This window comes from Pseudorhodoferax sp. Leaf267 (assembly GCF_001422405.1).
Lineage (GTDB): Bacteria > Pseudomonadota > Gammaproteobacteria > Burkholderiales > Burkholderiaceae_C > Pseudorhodoferax.
Genome location: NZ_LMMV01000023.1, coordinates 337,334 through 353,964, shown reverse-complemented (window position 1 = coordinate 353,964; position 16,631 = coordinate 337,334). Strand labels below are relative to the sequence as shown.

The following is a 16,631-nucleotide window of genomic DNA, read 5'->3' as shown; positions in this document are numbered from 1 at the left end:
TCAAGCAAAGGGCGGGCGCTGGCCCTCACCCCGACCCTCTCCCACGGAGAGAGGGAGCGAAGGCCGGCGCGCCCGGCCGCAGCGAGGGTCTGCAACCTGGCCACGTTCAAAACTCCCCGTCCAAGGCCATGGCCATCTGCTCGATGCTCTGCGGCAGCGAGGCGCGCTGGAACATGTCCTGCTGCAGGAACTCGGCCATGCCGGGCGCCAGCCGGATGGCCTCGTCCAGGGCCGGGTCGGAGCCGGGCGCGTAGGCGCCGATCTGCACCAGGTCGCGGCCCTTCTGGTAGCGCGAGTACACGGCGCGAAAACGGCGCGCCAGCTCGAAATGCTCGCGCGTGATCACGTTGTGCATCACACGGGAGGCCGACTGCTCGATGTCGATGGCCGGGTAGTGGCCCGACTCGGCCAGGCTGCGCGACAGCACGATGTGGCCGTCCAGGATGGCGCGCGCCGCGTCGGCGATCGGGTCCTGCTGGTCGTCGCCTTCGGACAGCACGGTGTAGAAGGCCGTGATCGAGCCGCGCCCGTTCAGGCCGTTGCCGCTGCGCTCCACCAGCGCGGGCAGCTTGGCGAAGCACGACGGCGGGTAGCCCTTGGTGGCCGGCGGCTCGCCGATGGCCAGCGCGATCTCGCGCTGGGCCATGGCGTAGCGCGTCAGCGAATCCATCAGCAGCAGCACATGCCTGCCCTGGTCGCGGAAGTACTCGGCCACGGCCGTGGCATAGGCTGCGCCCTGCATGCGCAGCAGCGGCGGTGCGTCCGAAGGCGCGGCGACGACGACCGAGCGCGCGCGCCCGTCGGCGCCCAGGATGTCCTCGACGAACTCCTTGACCTCGCGCCCGCGCTCGCCGATCAGGCCGACCACGATCACGTCGGCCGCGGTGTAGCGGGCCATCATGCCCAGCAGCACGCTCTTGCCCACGCCGGAGCCTGCGAACAGGCCGATGCGCTGGCCGCGGCCCACGGTGAGCATGGCGTTGATGGCGCGCACGCCGGTGTCCAGCGACAGGCGCACCGGGTCGCGGTCCATGGCGTTGATGGGCTGGCGGTCCATGGGCAGGGCCTGCACGTCCAGCACCGGGCCCTGGTGGTCCATGGGCAGGCCCTGGGCATCGACGACGCGGCCCAGCAGGCCGTCGCCCAGCGGCAGGCGCAGCACGCCTTCGGCCGGCGGCACGGCGCTCTGCGCGCTGTCGCCCAGCCGCGGCACGGCGATGTAGGGTGCGGCCGGCACCACCATGGCGCCGCGCGACAGGCCGTGCACGTCGCCGGCCGGCATCAGGAATGCGCGGTCGCCGGAGAAGCCCACCACCTCGGCCAGCACCGGCGGCTGGCCCGGCATGCTGATGCGCACCTGCGAGCCCACGGGCACCTGCACGCCGGTGGCCTCCAGCACCAGGCCGGCCAGGCGCGTGAGTGTGCCGCGCACCTCCAGCGTGCTGCCGGCGCGCGCGCGGGCCAGCGCGTTGTCCAGCAGGCCGGACCAGGCCGGGGTGTCGGGGGCTTCAGTCGTCATGGGCCGCCTCGGTTTCGGGGGGCGCGGCGTCCCAGGGCGCGTCCAGCCCCAGGTTGGCCAGGGCGCGCTGCCAGCGCCTGGCCAGCGTGCCGTCCACCAGCGTGCCGCCGGTCTCGACGGTGCAACCGCCGCGCTCGATCTGATCGTCCGCGATCCAGCTGATCGTGGCCCGCGGGAACTCCTCGCGCAGCGCCGCGCCCACGCATTCCAGGTCCTGCGGGTGCAGGCGCACGCTGGCCGGCTTGTGGTCGGTGCCCAGCAGCGCCAGCGCTTCGCGCACCACGGGCAGCACGGCGTCGGGCCGCACGGCCAGCTCGCGCCGCACGATTTGGCGCGCCAGCTCGGCCGCCAGGTCCAGCACCTGGCGCGCCATGGTCTGCTCGCAGGCGGCGAGCCGTTGCTCCAGCGACTGCACGAGGGCCATGAGCTGCCCGGCGTTCTCGCGGCCCTGGCCGCTCACGTAGGCGTCCAGCTGCTCGTGGCCCACGCGCGCGGCGTCGGCATGGCCTTCGGCGTAGCCTGCGGCATGGCCGCCGTCCCAGGCGCGCTGCAGCCGCGCTTCCTCCGGCTCCGGCGGGGGCACGGGTTCGGCATCGCCCGCCTGCGCGCCGTCGGCCAGCGGCAGCTCGGGCAGCGCCGGCTCGCCGAAGCGGCCGAACTGCCAGGCCGCGACGGCGCCGACCTCCTCGCTCGGGATGAAGCGCGTGTACATGCGGTTGCGCGCGTTGGTCATGCCGCACACACCCCGGCGGCGAGGCGCATCGGTGTCATACGAACGCGTCGTCGCCGCCACCGCCCAGCACGATCTGGCCTTCCTCGGACAGGCGCCGCACGACCTTCAGGATCTCCTTTTGCTGCGCCTCGACCTCGGACAGGCGCATCGGCCCGCGCGACTCCAGGTCTTCGCGCATGGTCTCGGCCGCGCGGCTGGACATGTTGGCCAGCACCTTGTCCTTGAGCTCGGGCGCAGCGCCCTTGAGCGCCACGATCAGCGAGTCGGAGGCCACTTCCTTGAGCAGCATCTGCATGGACTTGTTGTCCAGGTTCTGCAGGTCGTCGAACACGAACATCTTGTCCGTGATCTTCTGCGCCAGGTCGGCGTCATGGCCGCGGATGGACTCGATGACCGTGCCCTCGATGTTGGCCCCCAGGAAGTTGATGATCTCGGCCGCGGCCTTGACGCCGCCCAGCGACGACTTGCGCACCTTGTCGCCGCCGGCCAGCACCTTGAACAGCACCTCGTTCAGATCCTTGAGCGCCGTGGGCTGGATGCCCTCCAGCGTGGCCACGCGCAGCAGCACCTCGTTGCGCTGGCGTTCGGTGAGCTGCTTGAGCACGCCGGCGGCCTGCTCGGAATCCAGGTGCACGAGGATGGCGGCCACGATCTGCGGATGCTCGTTGCGCAGCAGCTCGGCCACCGACAGCGGGTCCATCCACTTCAGGCTCTCGATGCCCGAGACGTCGCCCCCCTGCAGGATGCGGTCGATCAGCAAGGTGGCCTTGTCCTCGCCCAGCGCGCGGCGCAGCACCGACTTCACGTAGTCGCCCGTGTCGCTGACGAGCAGGCTCTGGCGGCTGGCGACCTCGGTGAACTTGAGCATCACCTCCTCGACCTTCTCGCGCGTGACGGTGCGCGTGCGGGCGATGGTCTCGCCCAGGCGCTGCACTTCCTTGGGCGAGAGATGCTTGAACACCTCGGCGGCCTCTTCCTCGCCCAGCGACATCAGGAAAACGGCGGAATCGGTCAGTCCCTGTTCTTCCATGCTTGCACTCCTGGGCGCTCAGGTGGGAGCGCCGTTTTCACCGTTGATCCAGTCCTTCACGATGTTGGCCACCGCGATCGGATTCTCCAGCGCCAGCTTGCGCGCCGCCTCCAGCCGCAGCTGGTGGTCGGTCGGCGTCAGCGCGACCGCCGTGCCGTCCGGGCCGGGCAAGGCCGGGCGCTGGGCGTCGTCGCCCACCAGCGCGTTGAGCTGGGCACCGGCACCGCCGGCACCGCCGGCACCGCCCGCCGCGCCGGCCAGGCCGCCAGCGCCTGCAGCCCCTGCAGCGCCGGCGCCACCCGCACCGCCCGCCGCGCCGCCTGCGCCTGCGCCACCGGCCAGCGCCTTGGGTGCCATCATGGCCTTCATGCCGGGGCGCACCAGGCCGAACATGACGATCAGCGCCAACAGCAGCGTGCCGACCGGCCAGGCCAGGCTGCGCGCGGTCTCCAGCGTGGCCGGCTGGCGCCACAGCGGCGTGGTGTCGTCCACCGCCGCGTCCTGCACGAAGACCGCGTTCATGAGGTTCACCGAGTCGCCGCGTTCCTGGTTGAAGCCGATGGTCTCACGCACCAGCGCGGTCATCTGCGTGATCTGCTCCGGCGTCAATGCGCGCGTCGTGGGATTGCCCTTGTCGTCCTTGCTGGTCTGGTGGTTCACCACCACGGCCGCCGACAGGCGCTTGATGCCGCCGGCACCGCCACGCACCGTGCGCACGGTCTTGTCGACCTCGTAGTTGGTGACCGACTCGCGCTTGGCGCCGCCCTGCTGGCCCGCTGCAGCCTGGCCCGACGCGGTGAGCGGGGCCGATGCGCCGTTGATGGGCGCATTGGCCTGCTGCGGCGGCTGGTTGGACACGGCGCCCGGGATGCCCGAGGGCTGGCCCGGCGTCGGCCCGTTGGTGGTCTCCACGACCTGCTGGCTGCGCACGGCGCTGGCGTCGGAGGCCAAGTTGGGCCGGTGCTGCTCGCTGGTCTGCTCGGTCTGCGTGAAGTCCACGTCGGCCGTGACCTGGGCCTTCACGTTGTTGCGCCCGACGATGGGCTCCAGGATGTCCATGATGCGGCGCGTGTACTGCTGCTCGATCAATGACACGTACTGCAGCTGCTGGGCGTCGGCCCCGTTGGCGCTGCCCTCGGGCGCGCCGGACAGCAGCTTGCCGGTGTCGTCCAGCACGCTGACGGCCGACGGGCTCATCTCGGGCACGCTGGAGGCGACCAGGTGAACGATGCCGGCCAGCTGCGTGCGGTCCAGCACGCGGCCGCCATGCAGGCTCAGCAGCACCGAGGCCGAGGGCTTTTGCTGCTCGCGGAAGAAGCCGTTCTGGTTCGGCAGCGCCAGGTGCACGCGGGCGCTGGCCACCGAGGACAGGGCCTGGATCGAGCGCGTGAGCTCGCCCTCCAGCCCGCGCTGGAACGTCAGCCGTTCCTGGAACTGCGTCATGCCGAAGCGGTTGTTCTCCATGAGCTCGAAGCCGGTCACCTGGCCCTTGGGCAGGCCCAGCGAGGCCAGGCGCAGGCGCACGTCGTGCACGCGGTCGGAAGGCACCAGGATGGCGCCGCCGCCCTCGGAATACTTGTAGGGCACGTTCATCTGCGACAGCTGCGCGACGATGGCGCCGCCGTCCTTGTCGGTCAGGTTGGCGTACAGCGTGCGGTAGTCGGCCTGCCGGCCCATGACCAGCCCCAGGATGACGACCAGCACCAGCAGCGCGATGCCGGCGCCCAGGCGCATGCGCTGCGTGCGGTCGAGCTTGCTCAGGCGCTGCACGAACGGCGAGGGCTCGGCGATCGGGGCCAGGGAACCCGCTGGAATTTCGGCGACGGCGGACATCGTTGGTGGACGCGCCGGTGAGGGCTGCGCCGGAAGGAGTGATGCCGCGGATTATTCGATCTGGCCGCGCCGGCCTCGGCCCGATAAGGGGCGGATTTGGCCGCCATTTCGCCCATTGCCCGTGGCGGCCCGCCGCTAGCATTCCGGCCATCGCCCTTGTTCCCAAAAGGAACCCTCCATGGACCTGCGCCTTTCCCCCTCTGCCGGCTCGCTGATCAACCGCCCTGCCGCCGCCCTGCCCCCGGTACAGCGCGGCGCCGCGCCCGTGGCCAAGGACGAGAGCCAGGGTTTCTCGACCGCGCTCAAGGGCGCGCTGAACTCGGTCAGCGCGGCCCAGAGCGAGTCGGCCCGGCTGGCGCGCGAGGTCCAGCTGGAGAACCCCAAGGTCAGCCTGGAAGAGACCATGGTGGCGATCCAGAAGGCGCAGATCGGTTTTCAGGCCACCTTGCACGTGCGCAACCGCATGGTGCAGGCCTACAGCGACATCATGAACATGCAGGTCTGAAGCTGTTCACCAGACGCGACAAAATCGCCCTCAATTTTCTATTGAATACAAACAATGTAGTGATTAGAAGTTCTGCATGACAGAATGCAATGGAGACAGCGCTCACATAGCGAGCGAGTTTCCAGCACGTCATGCGTTCGACCCAGCCCCTGCCCGCGCCGCACGCCCCCGACCGCTCGCGCGGCCCCACCGCAGGCCACGGTGGCACAGCATGGTGAGGCATTACCTCACGTCGGAATCCCGCCTCAAGAACGGCAAGACTTTCGCGCGGCTCATGATGTTCGTGGCGGTCGGCGGCGCCACGACGCACCTGGGCTTCATGGCCGTCTTTGCCTGGTTCGGCTGGCATGCCCTGGTGGCGCTGAACCTGGTCAGCGTGCTGGTCTTCGTGGGCATCGGTGTGGCCATCCGGCGCTCGCGGCGCTACCGCTTCATCGCCAACCTGGCGGCGCTCGAATACGTGGCGCACGCGGTGCTGGCCGTGCGATGTCTGGGCTGGGAGAGCGGCTTTCACTTCTACCTGATGGCCGTCGTCGCCGTGTTCTGCATCGGCACCAATCTCAAGCCGCTGCCCAAGTGGCTGACCATGGCCGGCATGGCCATGGGCTATGCCGCACTGCGCTACATGAGCCACCAGGTGGCACCGTGGTACACGGTCTCCACGCCCGCGCTGCACGGGCTGGAGTACTTCAACATCATCGCCATGGTGCTGCTGCTGGCCATGGGCGCCTCCGTGCACCTGGGCGCCGTGGTGCGCGGCGAGAAGATGCTGCTGGACCTGGCCGACACCGATCCGCTGACCGGCCTGGTGAACCGCCGCCACTGGGTGGAGGCCGCGCAGCAGGCGCAACGGCGGCTGCGCGAGGAACGGCTGCCGTTCTCGGTGCTGCTGGCCGACGTGGACCATTTCAAGTCCATCAACGACCGGTACGGTCATGCGGCCGGCGACGAGGTGCTGCGCGCCATCAGCCAGGTGCTGCGCAAGGCGCTGCGCGGCGTCGACACCATCGGGCGCTGGGGCGGGGAGGAATTTGCCGTGCTGCTGTCCGGCGCCGACGAGGGCGACGCATCGCGCGTGGCCGAGGCGCTGCGCAGCCAGATCGCGGCCATGGAGCTGCGCGTGGGCGGCCAGGTCGTGGCGCTGTCGATGACGCTGGGTGCGGCGCAGGCGCAGCACGGTGAGCCGGTGCTGGCGGTGGTGCAGCGCGCCGACGTCGCGCTCTACCGTGGCAAGGCTGCAGGGCGCAACCGGGTGGAGACCTCGCCGGCACCGCTGATGCCAGCGAGCGGGCCGGCCTGAGCCGTGGTGGCCAGGCCGGCGATGCTCAGTGCAGGAGCTGCGGCCGGCTTTCCATCATGTGCTCGACCTGGGTCAGCCAGGGCTCGGTCAGACAGCGGATCTCGGCGTCGTTGCGCAGGATGCGCTGCATGATGCGCGACTTCTCGCGGCGCAGCTCGGGCGTCAGCGGCTCGGTCTGCGAGCGGTGGCGCAGCTGCTCGATCAGCACCGCGCAGGCGCCTTCGTAGCGCACCACCTCGTCCCAGTTTTCCTGCTGGGCGGCCTGCAGCATCTTCACGCTGCTGTCCTCGATGGCCTTGTAGTAGTCGATCAGCATTTGCGGCATGGCCGTGTGCTCAGGATGCAGCCGGCTGGCCGGCAGGGTTGGCGATGCTCTTCCAGGCGCCGTAGACCGGCAGGATCAATTCAATCACTTCGTTGATCATCGGCGCGTCATTGTTGAGGTTGGCTCTGGTCAGTCGACTGATGCTGTAGTTGTAGACACCGCGCAGGTTGGTCGCCAGCTCGCCGCCTGCCGCGTCGTTGAGGCTGGCCTTCAGGCCTTCCTCGAGGATGCGCACGGACTTGCCGATTTCCTTGCCCTTGGTTTCAATGTCGCCTCGCATTGTCGCGCCGTGCGCCAGGCGCAATGACTGCAACAAGGCCTCATACAGCAGGCTAATCAACTGATGGGGGTTGGCGCCTTCGACGCTGGTCTGGACACCAACGCGCTTGTAGGCGGCTGCGGAACGCGAACTGACCGAGGAGTACATCGGGGCATCCATTTGAACTGTCTTGATGCTAGATGTATCGACCGCCGGGCCTGGAAATCAAGGCTGCGGGACGAGAAAAAGTTCAGTCCTTCTTGTTCCACTGGGCCACCTGCTGGTCCATGTAGTTGGCCAGCGCCTGCAGCGAGCCCATCTTCACGTCCAGCGCGGTGTAGGTCTTGCGCAGGCGCGCCTCGGACACCTCGGCGCGCTTGTTGATCTTGTCCTGCTGTTCCAGGTTGCGGTCGGACTCGCGCGCCAGCGCGTCGGTCTTGCTGTTGATCAGCCCGTCGAAGGACAGCGCGTTGCCGACGTAGGCCTTCATCTTGGCCGCGATGCCGGTGCTGGCGCCGCTCTCGTCGCGCTGGATGAACAGCTTCTTGACGTTGTCCAGGTCGTCCAGCGAGGTGCTGAGCTTGGAGCCGTTCACCGTGAGATTGCCGTCGCGGCCCAGGCTGATGCCGATGTCGGACAGCGTCTTGAACACGCTGCCCTCCGAGCCACCGGTCAGCACCGAGCGCATGCTGTTGCGCAGGCCCACGGCCGTGCCGTCGCCCTGCAGGTCGCCGCGCGTCTTGGTCGCGTCGTCGTACTTGGTGGACTCGGCCAGCAAGGTGTTGATGGCGTTGTAGGCATCCACGAACTCCTGGATGTTCTTGGTCATCGCCGCCTTGTCCACCGTGCTGGTGATCATGGCGTCCGCGTCGACAGCCGTGACTTCGTTCAGCGAGATCGTGAGGCCAGGGATGGTGCCCGTGAGCTGGTTCTTGGACGAAGTGACGGCGATGCCGTTGACCGTGGCCTTGGCATCCTGGCCGACCTGGTAGGCGTTGGCTGCCATGCCTTGCGTGGGCGCCGCCAGGTCGAAGGCCAGGCGCGACAGGCCGGTGTCGCTGGTGTCGTTGGCCGCCGTGATGCGAAAGCCCGAGACGGCGCCGGTTTCCTTGGAACGCAGCATCAGGCGCTCGCCCGACGCGTCGGACAGCACGGTGGCCACCACGCCGCTACCCGAATCGTTGATCTTGGCCGCCACCTGGGCCAGCGTGTCGCTGGCACCCACCGTCACGCTGACGGCAGCGGCCGTGCCGGCCGTGAACACGCCGGCATTCCAGGCGCCCAGCTCCAGCGTGAGCGTGCCCGAGCCGATGCTGGCGCCCGCGGCGATGGAGGTGGACACGGTGGACTGCGCCTTGGCCAGTTGCTGCACACCCACGCTGAAGCTGGTGGCACTGGCGATGCCGGTAACGCTGACCGAGACCGCCTTGTCGTTGGACGACTTGACCGCCAGCGTGTTCCAACCGCTGTCCAGCGCCAGCTTGGAGGCGGCGTCTTCCATCGTGGACATCAGCGACTTGATGTTGGAGTAGGTCGAGATCTTGGTGCCGATCGTCTCGGCCTTCTTCTCCAGGCCTTCCAGCGGCTTCTTCTCCAGCGCCACCAGCTTGGTGATGATGTCCTCGACTTCGAGGCCGCTGCCGATGCCGGCCGATGAAATAGCCATGTCGATCTCCTGAAACCAGGCCGTGTGGCGCACGGCCTGTCTGAAAGCTCAAAGGGCGGACAGGGAAAAATCCCCTGCCCGCCGCCGTTCTCAGGCGCTTCCCGCAGGAAGCGCTCCCATGCTAGCCGCCTTACTGCAGCAGGGCCAGCACGCCCTGCGGCAGCTGGTTGGCCTGCGCCACCATCGCGGTGCCAGCCTGTTGCAGGATCTGCGTGCGCGACAGGTTGGCCGTTTCCTTGGCGAAGTCCGCGTCCACGATCCGACCTCGGGAAGCGGAGAGGTTCTCCGTCTGGATCTCGATCGAGCCCACTGCGTTCTCGAAGCGGCTTTGCAGAGCACCCAGGTCGGCACGCGCCGAGTTGACCTGGTCGATGGCCGCATCGATCTTCTTCAGTGCGACCCAGGCGTTGCGCTGGGTGTCGATGCTCAGCGTGTCGATGCCCAGCGCGTCGGTCGTGGTGTCCGTCGAGTCGATGCTCGATTCCAGTGCGGCGCCAGCCACGCCGAAGTTGTCTGCCGTGAAACCGGAGCCCAGCGACATCACCACGGCATCGCCACTGGAATCGAGCTTCGACGACATGAGGTCGATCGTGTACGTGCCGGCCGCGTCCTTCGTCAGGAAAGCGGTCACGCCGGTATCGGCAGACTTGCGGTTGATCGCCTCGACCATCTGGCCCATGCGTTCCGTGCCGGAGCTGGCGGCCTTGATGGGGCCCAGATCCCACGATGTCGTTCCATCGTCGATCTGCAGTGCGGAAGAGCTTGTGATCGCCGACAGGTCGGTGACGCTCGACGACTCGATCCCGGTCGCTGCGGTGTAGGCGTACGCCACGTCGGCCAGGCCTTTGGCCGTCGTGTTGACCAGCGCACCGACCGTGATGTTGTCGCCCGAGTTCGCGCCCACCTGGAACACGGCGCCGGAGAAGCTGCCATCCAGAATCTTGGCGCCGTTGAAGCTGGTTTGCTTGGCGACGCGATCCACTTCGTCGACCAGCTGGGCCACCTCGGCCTGCAGGGCCTTGCGGTCCGCCACGCTGTTGGTGGCATTGCCGGCCTGCACCGCCAGCTCGCGCATGCGCTGCAGCATGTCGCCGACCTTGCCCAATGCGCCTTCAGCCGTCTGCGCCAGCGAGATGCCGTCGTTCGAGTTGCGCGCAGCAACCATGTTGCCCTTGATCTGGGTGTTCATGCGCTCGGAGATCGCCAGGCCGGCGGCATCGTCCTTGGCGCTGTTCACGCGCAGGCCGGACGACAGCCGCTGCATGGACGTCGCCAGAGACCCTTGCGAGGTGCTGAGGTTGCGCTGCGCATTCAGCGAGTTGACGTTCGTATTGATGGTCGAGGCCATGAAAAAACTCCAGATAAAAGTGGCAAAAACGCCGATCACAACGCCAGCACGACACTGGCCGCCCTGACCGGTGCTGGCCGGGAGATCCTTGATCTACAAGGATTTTCCGAAGCCACTGTGCCGGTCAACGAACCCCATCGGGGTCCATTGCTCAGGTTTTCGGGTGGACGCGACGGAACTTGAGGGTTTGTTTGCTCCTAGCGCGGAAAAAGCCGGACTTTTGAACGCTTTTCGCCCGTATGCCCGAAGCGGCGATTTCCATAATTCCCTCACGCCCAGGGAAGTGGCCGTCAGCGGGGTGCCGACGACGCAACCGGCGATCTCGGTTCAGCCCTCCCCCAGTCACCCAGGAGTTCACAAATGGCAGCAACGATCAACACCAACGTCGTTTCCCTCAACGCACAGCGCAATCTCAGCACGTCGCAAGGCTCGCTGGCCACCTCCATGGCCCGGCTGTCCTCCGGCCTGCGCATCAACAGCGCCAAGGACGACGCCGCCGGCCTGGCCATCTCCGAACGCATGAACACGCAGGTGCGTGGCCAGACGGTGGCGGCCCGCAACTCGAACGATGGCATCTCGCTGGCGCAGACGGCCGAAGGCGCGCTGGGCAAGGTCGGCGACATGCTGCAACGCATGCGCGAACTGGCCGTGCAGTCCTCCAACGCGACGAACAGCAAGGCCGACCGCGCCGCGCTGCAGGCCGAAGTGGCGCAACTGCGCGACGAGGTCGACCGCGTCGCCAAGCAGACGTCCTTCAATGGGACCAAGATCCTGGACGGCAGCTTCTCGGGCGCTGTGTTCCAGGTGGGCGCGAACTCGGGCGACAACATCTCCGTCGGCGCGCTCGTGAACACCACCGCCAAGGGCCTGGCGCGCGTCGCATATGCCTACAACTCGGAGACCGGCATCCAGGCCAGCAACGTCAACGACCTGTCGGCCATCACCGATGCCGCAGCCCAGCAGATCAACGACGGCACGACCAGTTGGGATCTGGGCCCGATCAAGGCCGCCAGTTCGGGCACCGAGCGCATGGGCCAGATGGTCGAGGCCATCAACCGCAAGTCGGCCGACACGGGCGTCACCGCTTTCCTGACCCAGGACGCATCTGGCTTGTACACGATCGACATCATGTCGTCCCGGCTCGACAGCGTGGGCGACGCGGTCAGCATGAACCTGACCGGCTTCACGGTCGCCAACTCGGGCCACACCGGCACCATCGGTAGCGAGATCGATGCCGCCGACACTTCCACGGACGCGCTGGGCATCGACACCCTGACCATTGCCACCCAACGCGACGCCTGGGTGGCACTGAAGAAGATCGACAGTGCGCTGGACCAGGTGAACGCCGCCCGCGCCGACCTGGGCGCTTTGCAAAGCCGCTTCGAAAGCTCGGTCGCCAACGTCGAGATCCAGATCGAGAACCTGGCTGCTGCGCGGGGCCGCATCGTGGATGCGGACTTCGCCAAGGAGACGGCCAACCTGTCGCGCACGCAGATCCTGCAGCAGGCCGGCACGGCGATGGTGGCCCAAGCCAACCAGTTGCCCCAGCAGGTGTTGCAGCTGCTGCAGCAATAAGCTTCAGAAAGGCTCCCCGACCCAGAAGGCTGCGCAAGCAGCCTTTCTTATTGGCGATGCCCCACGACGCGCAAAGGCTGGCCGGCGTTGACGGAGTAGGCGGCGATCTCGCCGCGCACGATGGCCCCCGCGCCAATCACGCAGCCGCGGCGCAGGATGGCGCCGTCCAGCAGCACGCAGTTGGCACCGATCCAGACGTCGTCCTCGATCACGATACCGCCCTTGCTGGGCATGAAACCCTGCGCCCGGATCAGCCGGTCGCGGTCACGGTAGGCGTGGTTCACGGGCGCGAAGGTGCAATTGGCCGCGACGGCGACATGGTTGCCGATCCTCAGGCCATTGCCGGTGTAGACGACGCAACCCGAATTCAGAACGCACCAGGCACCGATCACGACGTCGCCCAGCCCCCCGGCCGGCTTGAACTTCACGAAGCTGTCGACGACGGTGTGCTCGCCGATCTCGATGCGCGTGCCGCGGACCGAGTCCTCGATGTCGGCCAGTGGCGACACCTTGGCGGTGGGGTGGATGACGATCACTTGAACACCAGTCCCTGGCCCGTTGGCAGTTCGAGCACGTGGTACCCGCGCGCGGCCAGCCAGGGGTCCTCGGCCAGCTTCTGCGCACGGTAGCCCAGCCAGCCATAGTCATCCAGGATCAGGATGCCGCCCGGCGACAGGCGATCGAACAGCACCTCCAGCGCCCCGATCTCGGCAGGAGCATTGTTGAGATCGATGTGCATGAACGCCACCCGCTCGGGCGCCACCTCGTGCAGCACCTGCGGCACGCTGCCCTGCGTCACACGGACGTTGGACATGTCGGCGAACCGGTCGACGACGCGCTGGTAGAGCTGCTTGCTGTGCTCGGGCATCGCATGGTGCGCCATGGACGGATCGTGCTCGAACAGGTCGTAGAGGTAGTACGTGCGATCCTGGTCCTTGAAGTCGGTGTAGTCGGCCACCAGGCGCGCCGTGCCGCCCTTGTAGCAGGCGCACTCGACGAAATCGCCAGGGACCCGGCGTGAGATCACGCTCTTGGCGGCCCAGGCCACGACATGCAGACGCCAGACGATGGCCTCCTCGATCGGCGTCTCGACCACGCCGCGCCAGGCGTTGACAAACTTCTCGTCCTCGAAAAAGCCCAGGTTGCGCCCGAACGTGAACAGGTTGTCACCGGTGAAGACGCCGTTCTGGGTGTTGAGGTTGTCGATGGCACCCTGGATGTTCTTCACGAAGCCCTCGGGCTTCACGCCGAAGAACACACTGGAGAGGAAGTTCATGTCGATGCTCTCCTCAGGCCACGCGTTGCAGGAAGCCGTCGGGTGCCGAGGTCACCAGCAGCCGGTCTTCGACCGACTTGTCAATCTGGAATTCGGGATGGCTGCGCAGCCACTCCCACACCGCTGTCTTGGGGTTGTTGCCCTTGCCCCAGGGGCGGTCGGTCCAGACGTAGTCGTCCGGCATGTCTTCCACGAAGGTGTCGAACACCACGCAGTAGCTGCCAACCGTGACCAGGTCGGCATAGGCCTGCAATTCGGCCAGCACGTGGTCGTGCGTGTGGTTGGAATCCAGGCAGACCAGCACACTCTTTTTCCCCGCAGCCGCAGCGCGCACTTTGGCAACCACGTCGGGCGCCGTGCTGGAGCCTTCGATCAGCTGGATGCGGTGGCCCAGCGGGTGCGCCTCGATGGCCTGGCGGTTGTGCTGCCGGATCTCGATGTCCACGCCCACGACCTCGCCGTGGCCGATCATCTCCAGCATCGAGGCCGACAGGACCAGTGAGCCACCGTGCGCGACGCCCGTCTCGATGACCAGCTCCGGCTTCACGGTCCAGATGATTTCCTGCAGTGCCATGGCATCCATCGGCAGCTGGATCAGGGGACGGCCCAGCCACGAGAAGTTGTTCATGTACTTGCGCTCCAGCGCCATCGCACGCCACTGGTTGGACAGCGCCCGGAACTCGGCGTCGCTGCCGAAGCGCGCGATGCGGTCCTTCTTTTCCTGCTGGTAGTCGGGGTGGGCGGAGGGCGTGGTTTCGAGGTAGGTCATGCCGTGATTCCTTTCTGGAGGCGGTAGTGCTGCAGGAACTCGGGGAAGTAATCCGAGAACCTGCGGGGCGTGAAGGCAAATGCGCGCTGGGTGTGGCGCATGTCGATGGCGGTGAAATCCCAGGCCGGCGCATCGGCGGCGACGGACACGGCATAGCCCATGTCGCGCTCCAGCGCTCGGGCAATCTGCGCGTTGGCCACGCCCTCACCGCTGGCAACGTTGAAGATGCCGGTCGCATCGGACACCGCGATGCGCGCCAGCAGCGCCACCGCGTCGTCGATCCACAGGTAGTCCTTGGTCGACGCCAGTGCCGTGCGCAAATGGACGCGCCCGGTGCGTCGGCCCTCTTCGAGCAACTGGTCGATGAAGATGTCCGGGTCGGGCCGCAGGCCGACGATGTTGGACAGGCGCGCGACGCGCGTGCGTGGGTGCCCACCATGCAGGCACAGCGACTCGCCCATCAGCTTGGACAGGTTGTACAGATCGCCGGGTGCGTTCGGGTCGACCAGCAGGGTCGCGGCCTCGTCGGTGCGCGCGGCGCCGGCATAGACGCGGGTGCTGGACAGATAGGTCAGCGACGCGAAATCGCCGTGCGCCAGCAACTCGCGCAGCAGGCAGACATGGGCCTGCACCGTGTCCAGCGGCCGCGCCCTGAAATCCGCGGTCAGCCCGATGGCGTAGACCACATGCCCGAGCGGCCGGCGCAGCCAGGTGTCATCGTTGCGTGCCGGTGCGTCACAGGGCACGCCGGCTGCCTGCAGATGGCGCAGCAGGTGCCCGCCGATGAAGCCGCCTGCGCCCAGCACGGTGATCGGCACATCAGCCATGCGCGACCTCCTCGCCCGTGAAGGTGGCCAAGTCGATGGCGGCACGTTGCGCGTCGCGGGCCGACACCTCGGTCGCGGCCAGCGGCCAGCGCACGGCCAGAGCGGGGTCGAACGGGTTCAGCCCGTCCTCGGCCGCAGCGTGGTAAGCCTCGGTCACGCAGTACAGCGTCTGCGCGTCGTCGCTCAAGGTCTGGAACCCGTGCGCGAAGCCTGGCGGCACCACGAGGCTGCGCTGGTTCTCAGCCGACAGCTCGGCACCGAACCACTGCAGGAAGGTCGGCGAGCCACGCCGCAGGTCGACCGCCACGTCGTAGATGCGGCCGGCGGGGCAGCTGACGATCTTCGTCTCCTGGTGCGGCGCGTGCTGGAAGTGCAGGCCGCGCACGGTGCCAGCCTGGCGCGAGAACGAATGGTTCAGCTGCGACAGCGCCGCGCGCACACCGATGGCACGGAACTCCTCGGCGCAGTACAGCCGCGCAAAGAAGCCACGTGCGTCGCCGATCGGCTTGCGCTGGACCAGCCAGAGGCCGGCCAGCGGCGTGGGCTGGAAGTCAAATCGCGGGGTGGAAACGGTCGACATGTTCAGCGGGGCTGGCTGGCCAGATAGTGGTCGATCTGCTGGTGCACCATGGCGCGGGCATCGTCGCCGTGCAGCCAGGCCCGCTGCCATGCGACCGTGGCCGCCAGCGCCTGGTCCAGGCTCCAGCGCGGGCGCCAGCCCAGTTCGACGCGCGCCTGCGTGATGTCCAGCCGCAGCTGGCCGGCCTCGTGCGGCTGCCCGGCCGCGCCGGGCGCCTGCACCGCGGCGCCATCGCCCCAGTGCCGCGCCAATGACCGCGCCAGCGCCAGCACGGTGGCATCCCCGTTGGCTTCGGGCCCGAAGTTCCAGCCCTTGGCCAGCGCGGCGCCCGATGGGTCCAGCAGCCGCTCTGCCAGGTGGAGGTAGGCCGACAGCGGCTCCAGCACGTGCTGCCAGGGCCGCACGGCGCCGGGATAGCGCAATTGCACAGGCTCGCCGGCAGCAAAGGCCTTCAGGCAGTCTGGCACCAGCCGATCGGTCGCCCAGTCGCCCCCGCCGATGACGTTGCCGGCCCGCGCGGTGGCGATGCGGGCCGCGTGGCCGCCTGCCACGCCGAAGAAGCTGGCGCGGTAGCTCGCTGCCACGATCTCGGCTGCGCCCTTGCTCGCGCTGTAGGGGTCGTGCCCACCGAGCGCATCGCTTTCGCGGTACGGGTGGACCCACTCCCGGTTGTCGTAGACCTTGTCGGTGGTCACGACCACGACCGACTGCACGCTGCTCGCCCCGCGCACGGCCTCCAGCAGGTGCGCCGTCCCCATGACATTGGTGGCGAAGGTGCCGACCGGGTCGGCATAGCCAGGCCGCACCAGGGCCTGCGCCGCCAGGTGCAGCACCACCGAGGGTCGCGCGGCGTGCATGGCGTGTGCCAAGGCGTCGCGGTCGGCCAGATCGGCACGCATATCGCTGGCCAGGCCCTGGCCGACGCGCGCCACCTCGAACAGACTGGGCTGCGTGGCCGGGTCCTGCGCGTAGCCATGCACACGCGCACCCATGCGCTGCAACCACAGCGCCAGCCAGCTGCCCTTGAAACCGGTGTGCCCGGTCAGGAAGACCGAGCGGTCACGCCAGAAAGCGCAGTCCGGCATG

General features: G+C 68.0%; 17 protein-coding genes. 3 read left to right on the top strand and 14 right to left on the bottom strand.

Annotation, left to right across the window (positions count from 1 at the left end):
• Positions 1 to 106 precede the first annotated feature (106 nt).
• From fliI to fliF, 4 genes are read right to left on the bottom strand one after another with little or no spacing between them, the layout of a single operon-like run.
• Positions 107 to 1,519: a flagellar protein export ATPase FliI gene (gene fliI, locus ASF43_RS23580; protein WP_056186538.1), complete on the bottom strand. Its 1,413-nt coding sequence runs from the start codon at positions 1,517 to 1,519 to the stop codon at positions 107 to 109.
• A complete protein-coding gene (locus ASF43_RS23575) occupies positions 1,509 to 2,252 on the bottom strand; it encodes a flagellar assembly protein FliH (RefSeq protein WP_056186537.1) in 744 nt (247 codons plus the stop codon). The genes fliI and ASF43_RS23575 overlap by 11 nt, the downstream gene beginning before the upstream one ends.
• Before the next feature lie 34 nt (positions 2,253 to 2,286).
• Positions 2,287 to 3,282 carry a flagellar motor switch protein FliG gene (fliG, locus tag ASF43_RS23570; RefSeq protein WP_056186534.1) on the bottom strand — a complete coding sequence of 332 codons (996 nt, stop codon included), beginning with the start codon at positions 3,280 to 3,282 and terminating at the stop codon, positions 2,287 to 2,289.
• An 18-nt stretch (positions 3,283 to 3,300) separates the two neighbouring features.
• Positions 3,301 to 5,115 carry a flagellar basal-body MS-ring/collar protein FliF gene (fliF, locus tag ASF43_RS23565; protein WP_056186530.1) on the bottom strand — a complete coding sequence of 605 codons (1,815 nt, stop codon included), beginning with the start codon at positions 5,113 to 5,115 and terminating at the stop codon, positions 3,301 to 3,303.
• Positions 5,116 to 5,293: 178 nt separating this feature from the next.
• Here fliF and fliE point away from each other — a divergent pair, with 178 nt between their 5' ends.
• Both fliE and ASF43_RS23555 read left to right on the top strand, forming a co-directional pair.
• On the top strand, positions 5,294 to 5,620 hold the full coding sequence (gene fliE / locus ASF43_RS23560; RefSeq protein ID WP_056186528.1) for a flagellar hook-basal body complex protein FliE: 327 nt from the start codon (positions 5,294 to 5,296) through the stop codon (positions 5,618 to 5,620).
• Between the two features lie 211 nt (positions 5,621 to 5,831).
• Positions 5,832 to 6,920 carry a GGDEF domain-containing protein gene (locus ASF43_RS23555; RefSeq protein ID WP_162241851.1) on the top strand — a complete coding sequence of 363 codons (1,089 nt, stop codon included), beginning with the start codon at positions 5,832 to 5,834 and terminating at the stop codon, positions 6,918 to 6,920.
• A gap of 25 nt (positions 6,921 to 6,945) precedes the next feature.
• On the opposite strand, the gene ASF43_RS23550 is transcribed toward ASF43_RS23555, so the two are convergent.
• From ASF43_RS23550 to ASF43_RS23535, 4 genes are all read right to left on the bottom strand, one after another.
• Positions 6,946 to 7,245, bottom strand: coding sequence for a flagellar protein FliT (locus ASF43_RS23550; protein ID WP_056186523.1), 300 nt, complete (start codon positions 7,243 to 7,245; stop codon positions 6,946 to 6,948).
• Positions 7,246 to 7,255: 10 nt separating this feature from the next.
• Positions 7,256 to 7,672 (bottom strand): flagellar export chaperone FliS, encoded by a 417-nt coding sequence (gene fliS, locus ASF43_RS23545; protein WP_056186521.1) that lies wholly within the window; start codon positions 7,670 to 7,672, stop codon positions 7,256 to 7,258.
• Positions 7,673 to 7,754: 82 nt separating this feature from the next.
• A complete protein-coding gene (fliD, locus tag ASF43_RS23540) occupies positions 7,755 to 9,170 on the bottom strand; it encodes a flagellar filament capping protein FliD (protein ID WP_156373485.1) in 1,416 nt (471 codons plus the stop codon).
• 130 nt (positions 9,171 to 9,300) lie between these two features.
• Positions 9,301 to 10,518 (bottom strand): flagellin, encoded by a 1,218-nt coding sequence (locus ASF43_RS23535; protein ID WP_056186711.1) that lies wholly within the window; start codon positions 10,516 to 10,518, stop codon positions 9,301 to 9,303.
• A gap of 360 nt (positions 10,519 to 10,878) precedes the next feature.
• Here ASF43_RS23535 and ASF43_RS23530 point away from each other — a divergent pair, with 360 nt between their 5' ends.
• A complete protein-coding gene (locus ASF43_RS23530) occupies positions 10,879 to 12,093 on the top strand; it encodes a flagellin (RefSeq protein WP_056186517.1) in 1,215 nt (404 codons plus the stop codon).
• Between the two features lie 47 nt (positions 12,094 to 12,140).
• Here the strand turns inward: ASF43_RS23530 and ASF43_RS23525 are convergent, their stop codons facing one another.
• Genes ASF43_RS23525 through rfbG form a run of 6 tightly spaced genes read right to left on the bottom strand, consistent with a single transcriptional unit; the run spans position 12,141 to position 16,630 of the window.
• Positions 12,141 to 12,629: a DapH/DapD/GlmU-related protein gene (locus tag ASF43_RS23525; RefSeq protein ID WP_056186513.1), complete on the bottom strand. Its 489-nt coding sequence runs from the start codon at positions 12,627 to 12,629 to the stop codon at positions 12,141 to 12,143.
• Positions 12,626 to 13,369 (bottom strand): TylF/MycF/NovP-related O-methyltransferase, encoded by a 744-nt coding sequence (locus tag ASF43_RS23520; RefSeq protein ID WP_056186510.1) that lies wholly within the window; start codon positions 13,367 to 13,369, stop codon positions 12,626 to 12,628. Before ASF43_RS23520 ends, ASF43_RS23525 begins: the two co-directional genes overlap by 4 nt.
• A gap of 13 nt (positions 13,370 to 13,382) precedes the next feature.
• Positions 13,383 to 14,138: a cephalosporin hydroxylase family protein gene (locus ASF43_RS23515; protein ID WP_056186507.1), complete on the bottom strand. Its 756-nt coding sequence runs from the start codon at positions 14,136 to 14,138 to the stop codon at positions 13,383 to 13,385.
• Positions 14,135 to 14,965: an NAD(P)-dependent oxidoreductase gene (locus tag ASF43_RS23510; RefSeq protein WP_056186505.1), complete on the bottom strand. Its 831-nt coding sequence runs from the start codon at positions 14,963 to 14,965 to the stop codon at positions 14,135 to 14,137. The genes ASF43_RS23515 and ASF43_RS23510 overlap by 4 nt, the downstream gene beginning before the upstream one ends.
• Positions 14,958 to 15,545, bottom strand: a complete 588-nt coding sequence (gene rfbC / locus ASF43_RS23505) for a dTDP-4-dehydrorhamnose 3,5-epimerase (protein WP_056186502.1) — start codon at positions 15,543 to 15,545, stop codon at positions 14,958 to 14,960. The genes ASF43_RS23510 and rfbC overlap by 8 nt, the downstream gene beginning before the upstream one ends.
• A gap of 2 nt (positions 15,546 to 15,547) precedes the next feature.
• Entirely contained in the window at positions 15,548 to 16,630 is a 1,083-nt protein-coding gene (gene rfbG / locus ASF43_RS23500) for a CDP-glucose 4,6-dehydratase (RefSeq protein ID WP_056186709.1), read from the bottom strand.
• Position 16,631: the final 1 nt, after the last annotated feature.

Coding starts and splice junctions, on each gene's coding strand:
- fliI (WP_056186538.1), bottom strand. CDS start 1,519: ATGACGACTGAAGCCCCCGACACCCCGGCCTGGTCCGGCCTGCTGGAC.
- ASF43_RS23575 (WP_056186537.1), bottom strand. CDS start 2,252: ATGACCAACGCGCGCAACCGCATGTACACGCGCTTCATCCCGAGCGAG.
- fliG (WP_056186534.1), bottom strand. CDS start 3,282: ATGGAAGAACAGGGACTGACCGATTCCGCCGTTTTCCTGATGTCGCTG.
- fliF (WP_056186530.1), bottom strand. CDS start 5,115: ATGTCCGCCGTCGCCGAAATTCCAGCGGGTTCCCTGGCCCCGATCGCC.
- fliE (WP_056186528.1), top strand. CDS start 5,294: ATGGACCTGCGCCTTTCCCCCTCTGCCGGCTCGCTGATCAACCGCCCT.
- ASF43_RS23555 (WP_162241851.1), top strand. CDS start 5,832: ATGGTGAGGCATTACCTCACGTCGGAATCCCGCCTCAAGAACGGCAAG.
- ASF43_RS23550 (WP_056186523.1), bottom strand. CDS start 7,245: ATGCCGCAAATGCTGATCGACTACTACAAGGCCATCGAGGACAGCAGC.
- fliS (WP_056186521.1), bottom strand. CDS start 7,672: ATGTACTCCTCGGTCAGTTCGCGTTCCGCAGCCGCCTACAAGCGCGTT.
- fliD (WP_156373485.1), bottom strand. CDS start 9,170: ATGGCTATTTCATCGGCCGGCATCGGCAGCGGCCTCGAAGTCGAGGAC.
- ASF43_RS23535 (WP_056186711.1), bottom strand. CDS start 10,518: ATGGCCTCGACCATCAATACGAACGTCAACTCGCTGAATGCGCAGCGC.
- ASF43_RS23530 (WP_056186517.1), top strand. CDS start 10,879: ATGGCAGCAACGATCAACACCAACGTCGTTTCCCTCAACGCACAGCGC.
- ASF43_RS23520 (WP_056186510.1), bottom strand. CDS start 13,369: ATGAACTTCCTCTCCAGTGTGTTCTTCGGCGTGAAGCCCGAGGGCTTC.
- ASF43_RS23515 (WP_056186507.1), bottom strand. CDS start 14,138: ATGACCTACCTCGAAACCACGCCCTCCGCCCACCCCGACTACCAGCAG.
- ASF43_RS23510 (WP_056186505.1), bottom strand. CDS start 14,965: ATGGCTGATGTGCCGATCACCGTGCTGGGCGCAGGCGGCTTCATCGGC.
- rfbC (WP_056186502.1), bottom strand. CDS start 15,545: ATGTCGACCGTTTCCACCCCGCGATTTGACTTCCAGCCCACGCCGCTG.
- rfbG (WP_056186709.1), bottom strand. CDS start 16,630: ATGCCGGACTGCGCTTTCTGGCGTGACCGCTCGGTCTTCCTGACCGGG.